5 protein-coding genes are annotated in these 6,285 nt (G+C 39.4%); 1 reads left to right on the top strand and 4 read right to left on the bottom strand.

Annotated features, from left to right (window positions below; genetic code table 11):
* Nucleotides 1-83 precede the first annotated feature (83 nt).
* Nucleotides 84-2,174 carry a glycosyl hydrolase family 95 catalytic domain-containing protein gene (locus tag AC1DPQ_RS16300; RefSeq protein WP_477610254.1) on the bottom strand — a complete coding sequence of 697 codons (2,091 nt, stop codon included), beginning with the start codon at nucleotides 2,172-2,174 and terminating at the stop codon, nucleotides 84-86.
* An 88-nt stretch (nucleotides 2,175-2,262) separates the two neighbouring features.
* Complete coding sequence (locus AC1DPQ_RS16295) at nucleotides 2,263-2,511, bottom strand: hypothetical protein (protein WP_477582661.1); 249 nt, start codon at nucleotides 2,509-2,511, stop codon at nucleotides 2,263-2,265.
* 483 nt (nucleotides 2,512-2,994) lie between these two features.
* Between AC1DPQ_RS16295 and AC1DPQ_RS16290 the strand changes: the two genes are divergently transcribed.
* Complete coding sequence (locus AC1DPQ_RS16290; RefSeq protein ID WP_477582663.1) at nucleotides 2,995-3,861, top strand: AraC family transcriptional regulator; 867 nt, start codon at nucleotides 2,995-2,997, stop codon at nucleotides 3,859-3,861.
* A gap of 370 nt (nucleotides 3,862-4,231) precedes the next feature.
* Here the strand turns inward: AC1DPQ_RS16290 and AC1DPQ_RS16285 are convergent, their stop codons facing one another.
* Nucleotides 4,232-4,663, bottom strand: a complete 432-nt coding sequence (locus AC1DPQ_RS16285) for an L-rhamnose mutarotase (RefSeq protein WP_477582665.1) — start codon at nucleotides 4,661-4,663, stop codon at nucleotides 4,232-4,234.
* Between the two features lie 6 nt (nucleotides 4,664-4,669).
* Nucleotides 4,670-6,285: sodium:solute symporter family transporter (locus AC1DPQ_RS16280; protein WP_477610253.1), on the bottom strand; the 1,616-nt coding region annotated here is incomplete at its 5' end.

Here is a 6,285-nt window from a genome sequence, read left to right as displayed (position 1 = left end):
GAAATAAATTCAGGGTGACGACCGACTTAACAGAAAACTTGATTAAAACGTTACAAAGTGAGATTTAATAATCGAACTCAGGTTTATAATACCTGTAATTGTATCACTTCGTTTATTTTAGTCTTGAACGAGATCTTATCCCCTTGCAAGCGCTCCGATTTTTTTCCGTTTCTGATCACGAGTACTTTCCTGTTTGGCCATGGGTTGACCAATACACAGGTTTTCCCTTTTTCACTAACGATGTTAACATTGGAAATGGTTTCATTTTTGCGATTAGCAGAAACCAGAAAAGCGCCCCACGTCCTGATATTCTCGAAACTCGCATTCTGGCCTTTTGGTAAACCATTGAATAAACGGATTACATTGCCTGCACTCATGCAAAGCATTTCGTTAAGCGCATTGGCCACGGTACAGCTGTTTTCAATCCCGTGTGGATTATTTAACTGGAAACCGTTGGGATAAGTATGCTGCGCATATTTGTGCAATTCATTTAAAACAACAACAGGATCGTATCCGATCCGGATTGCCGCCATAAAAAAACTACTGCTGGTATTCATATCCTGCCAGCGTTTCATCTCATCAATGGTATTGTTGGCAACAGTTAGCATTTCAGGGTTGCTATCCAGATTAATCGCATTTGAGGGATAAATATGCTGTATACCCAAGCCGTTGTCAGGCCACCAGTCTACTCCCTGCTCTGTATAACGGAATACTTTTTTGCCGTTGCGCAACTGTGTAGGGAAGTCGCTCAGCCGTGCTAAAATATCCTTCCATTTTTCATGCCTGCCTGCGTCTATTTTTAATGAAGTACTTAAATCCATAAGTCCTGATCCTTCATGGATGGCATCGCCATAAATAACATACCTGCCATTTTCAAGTTTCAGGTAATCCTCCCAAAAATCTACAATGGCTAGTGCATATGGATATATTTTTTTACCGTATTTTTCATCATAGGTGCAGCGCCATTGTTGTGCCATGTTAAGCAGTCCATAGGCCGCGTTTGAACGTTGACCAAAAAACAGTCCGCCTTGCTCAATATCTCCATGCTGCAGGTAACCTTTTGAAGGAAAATCTTTGGTAACTTCAATGCCCAGTGGTCCGATACCGACGGGAAACAAAATCCCGCGGGCGTTACTGATATTTTTTGCATACCATTTCCCTCTGGCTATAAAATCAATAAGCGGTGCATCATGCGGCTCGCCCTGCGCCAAACGGTTGGCTGAATACAGTGCATAAAAAGGAGCCTGAAAATTATAATTTAAATGATAATCGCCGTTCCATCTAGGTTTATCTGTGGTGGTGAAACCGAATATCCCTGGCGGGAATGTCAGGTCCCGGCTGCAGGCAGCCATGGTATACAAACCCTGATGATAAGCTTTCATCAATACAGTATCTTCAACGGTGATATTTGATTTTTCCCAATAGCGCTCCCACCATGTATTGTGTTTATCCCATACCGATTTAACCGAGTTTTCATCCAGTTTAGTTATCCTGTTCAGAACATCACCTAAAGGGTGCTGTTTTTTAAATCTGCTTTCAATAGCAAGTGCTACTATTATTTTCTGTCCTGGCTGCAAGAGGATAATACTATCCCTGTGATTGATTGTTTTTAAGGCCACAGACACTTCGGTCTTAATATCAACGCTATCTTTAAATGAGCGTGTAAGCCAATAAACATTGTTGGTTTCGCCTGTTTTCAGTTTTGCTTGAGGGTTTTCAGGAGCATTCAGGCGAACAGATACCTTAGCTGGTTCTTCAGATGTACTTAATTCTATAAAGATCAGATTTTCGGTTGCCGATACCCACGACCGTGCTGTTAAGCTTTGCTTGTCTTTTTTTAACAAACAGGAAGTAACGCCGTTTTTGAGCGACTGTCCTGCTGAAAAGTTATCATCCGTAAAACCTTCGGTTTTAATATCCAGAAAACCAATCACACGTGGCCCTGAAAGTCCATCGCCTTTTGATTTTAAACGCCAGAAATCGTTCTTTGAAAGGTAATACCTTAAACGGCCCTCTTTAAAACCAACGCTCATCGTTACATCACCGTTACCCATTAGCGGTGCATCGATTGAAACATCACTAGGTGTACGGCCAGGTGGTTTTGTCCAAATGTTCTGAGACCACGCGCTCAGGGAGCATATTATTAATAAAAAAACAGGGCTTAATACCTTCATTATTCAATTTATTTACCCAAAGCTACTGTTATTTGGTCATTGCTTTTCATCATCATTCCAGACTGGACACCCTGCATTCACTAACTTACTATTTGATAATGAGAATTGTTTTGGGGCAAGAGGAAAGTTTGAGGTAAATATGCTTTTCAGTTAAATGACTTACAATCTCTACATTCAGGAGAATTGCAGACATACCGCTTTCATCTAATACCAGTTGTCCTTCTGTTAAGGATTCAAATTCGTCGATCGACAAATCCCTATTGATCCTTATTCCCGAAGACATAACATTTTCTTCTATTTTCTCGTCGGGCTTATATATATATCTTGCTCTTTTCATCATTAGGGGGTTAAGTAAAGGAAGAAGTAGACGTTCCCTGAAGTTCGGTAAGCTTATTTATCAGTTAACAAAATGTAAGCAGGACGTATTCATCCTGCCGCATTTGCCAAAACGGCCACCGGGATGGTTTATTTATTTTTCCTTAAAGTTGCTACAAAGAACCAGTACTGAAGATAAACCAACTCTTAAAACCTCCGGCTTTTATCTCTGACCAGAGCTAACTCATATTGTGGTAAACCCATATACATAGCACCCAGCGCTTCTAAATATATTTTCAACAATTTTCCCATAAGTTATTCATTTGAATTTCAATTTCAATGGTCTTTTCTCCGATGGCTAAACCTCAGAAGAATAACCTGGTGCAACTACCTTTAATTTGATTATTTGTGATGTTTTTTTTGCATTTGCTTATTTTCGTGAATAAATTAGGTTATATTTATATAGACCAAACGCCCTCGGTCAACCAAAAAACAACTAACCAGCATGCAGTATATTTATGAGAACTTCACCTTTCCACCCGATCAATCCTTTACGGTACGTTCGGAAATACTGGAAATAAAAAAATATGCCTCATTAAAATCACATGTTAATTTTGAAATCGCCCTGATTGAAAATTGCTGTGGAAAACGTTTTGTAGGCGACAATATTGAAGACTTTAGTGGAACAGAACTCGTTCTTTTGGGAAGTTATCTGCCACATTGCTGGCAATATTATAGTACCATTAATCCTAATGCTGAACCCAAGGTGATTGTTTTGCATTTTTTCCCTGATTTTCTGGGAAAGGAGCTATTAACCAAGCCCGAGGCAGCCGGTTTGAACGAACTTTTCAAAAATGCGGCAAAAGGCATTTTATTTACCGGAGCAACGATTGGGAGAGTCAAAACAATCCTGAACCAAATGTTATCTGAAACAGGCCTTTACCGTGCGGGCTTAATGCTGCAGCTTTTAGATGTGCTTGCTGGATCTGACTCCTATAAAACACTCTCTTCGCCTTCATTTAGTATTGTCGAAACTTCGAACGAGGCAAACAAAATTAACCGTGTATTCGATTATATATTTAAAAATTTTAAACAAGACATATCATTGAACGATGTGGCCGATATTGTACCCATGTCTACAGGTGCCTTCTGCAGGTTCTTTAAACAAAAAACCAACCGCACCCTAGTAGAGTTTATTAAAGAAATAAGGGTTGGGCACGCAGCCAAATTGTTAATGGAAGGCAATTATAATGTAACGGAAACCTGTTATCAAAGTGGTTATAATAACATTTCCAATTTCAACAAACATTTTAAGGATGTAAAAGGCTTATCGCCAAGGGAATTTATCAAACAGTATAAAATCAGCGCTTAATTTATTAACCTGAACTCAATTAATAACATGCCCTTTAAATACTTCTGTAGATATTTTCAACTCACTGCCGTCACCCTGACCTGTAGCGCAGCGGAAAGCTACGCAGTAAACCGAGCCTTAAGCGAGCTCACCCAAGGTAATTTATTTCAGGGTCTATCTAGCAGGAAGGATGAGGTTGTATCATAAATATAGATTTGTCATCCTGAGCTTGTCGAAGGACCTGTTAAATACGCTTTAAAGTGTTTCGACAAGCTCAACATGACAACGTCTGAGGCGAAATCGCCTTTATGATACAACATCATGACGATCGCGTTAGGGAAATGAATCCAAAAATTGATCACAATGTGTAAATATAATCGAACTAAGGTTATTAGTTGCTGAACTTATAAAAAGGAATAACCTCAACCCATTTCTGCCCTGGTGAAGTGCCGTTAACGCCCTTCTGATAGTTATTCATTAATTTATTCCATTCAGCACAGCGGGGACTAAAAGATTCAGACAACTGGCTCATTTTATTTAGATCGGCACCTTTTGGAAAGGTAACCCGCATCACAATAAGGTCGTTAAAACGGTATAGGCTAATGCTTTTAAATCCAGCTTTTTTAAATCCCCCCTCTACCTCCGGCCATATATTCTTGTGGTATTTCAAATATTCCTGCAGTTTTTTTTGATTATCAACCGTGTTCACCACAAATACTTTTTCGGCATATTCAACCTCTTTACCTTCATGACCCGGATAAGAGCAGCCTAAAAAGGCACATCCAAAAATTACGTATATAAGCAGAAGGAATACATTTTTCATTTTGATTTAGTTGAAAAGTAAATAAATAAAAATCATGATCACCGCCAGGCAGAGCCACCTTAACCATATTGGTTTTGAGCTGTCGGCTACCTGAGTTTTAGTTTCGAGAAGTGATGGCTGCACCTGTACCACCGGTGGTTTTGTAATTAATGTTAACACTACAATGGCAACACTTAACGCCATAAATATATAAAATGATAATAGCAAAAAATGTGGCCAATAGCCTTTGTATGGATAATTTAATACGTGACAGGTACCTAGCACTAAACAGAGGAAACCTCCGCCATAAAGCACCGTTTCTACTGAAATGCTGTTTACACGCTTCCAGATGATTCCGGCCAGAAAAACTACTGCCAATGGTGGCGAAAGGATGGAAACAAGGCCCTGGCTTAATTCGAAAAAGTTTTTGCCCGAATAAGAAAAAAGCATTGCAATACCAACCCCGGCAATTGCAGCCACAATGGTAATCCATTTGCCCATTTTTATCTGTTGTTTCTGAGTAAGTGGTTTAAACTGCGGAACAACATCCAAAGTAAAAACGGTACAGAAGGCATTTAAACTCGAAGATACCGTATCTATCAAGGCTGCAATCAATGCGGCAATGCTTAAGCCGAGCAGACCATGCGGCATCAGCCTTTTAATCATGGTAATATAAGCCGTATCRGGCTGTGCCGTATCTTTAAATAAAACATAACACATTACACCTGGAAGTATAAATATGATTGGCATTATTATTTTAAGCGTGCCAATAAACAAAGCTCCGTATTGTCCTTCTTTTAAATTTTTCGCGGCCAACATCTTTTGCACAATAGTCTGATCTGCACACCAATAGTAAATTGCAACAACCGGATAACCTAAAACAATCGACACCCATGAGTATTCCGGGTGTGATGCCGGCAGAAAAAGTTTCCAATAAGATTCTGGTGTCTGGTTAACCAAAGCATCTATGCTTCCAATTTTCTGAAAGCCCAAAAAGGTAAGTACGATAGAGGATATAATAATAATGATAGATTGAAAAATACCTGTACGTACCACAGCCTTCAAACCACCAATAGCGGTAAAACTTGTTGCCACAAATGCAATTATGATAATTGCGGTAAATAACGAACAATCAAACACCCCTGAAATGAGCAGGCCTCCGGCATAAAGGGCGCTTCCAAGCCATACCACCAATATCGAAATCAGGCTGTAGATGACCAGAAAATTATAAGACCGGTTACCGAAACGGATCTTTAAAAACTGTGGGATAGTTGATATTTTGGCTTTAAGGTAATAGGGCAGAAAAACCATGGATAATAACATTAAAAATATCCAGGCCAATAATTCGAAATTACTGCCCACAATGCCATGTGAAAAACCAATGCCAGCAAAACCGATCAACATCATCGGGCCGGCATTTGCACTAAACATAGAAAAGCCGATCTGCCACCATTTCAGGCTACGTCCTCCTAAAAAAATATCCTCATCATTTTTTTCCTTTTTACTAAAACGGAAGCCAACAAAGAACAAGACAAGGGCGTAAAGGCCCAAAATTAAATAATCTATATAGTTGAATGATAAACTCACTTCTGGTTCTTTTTTTACATGGATACTACGGGGGCATATTTCGGAACATCTTGTTG

It is taken from the genome of Pedobacter sp. 01T416_2, assembly GCF_056398925.1.
The sequence above is the reverse complement of the archived record's forward strand: the minus strand, read 5'-3'. Positions and strand labels throughout refer to the sequence as shown.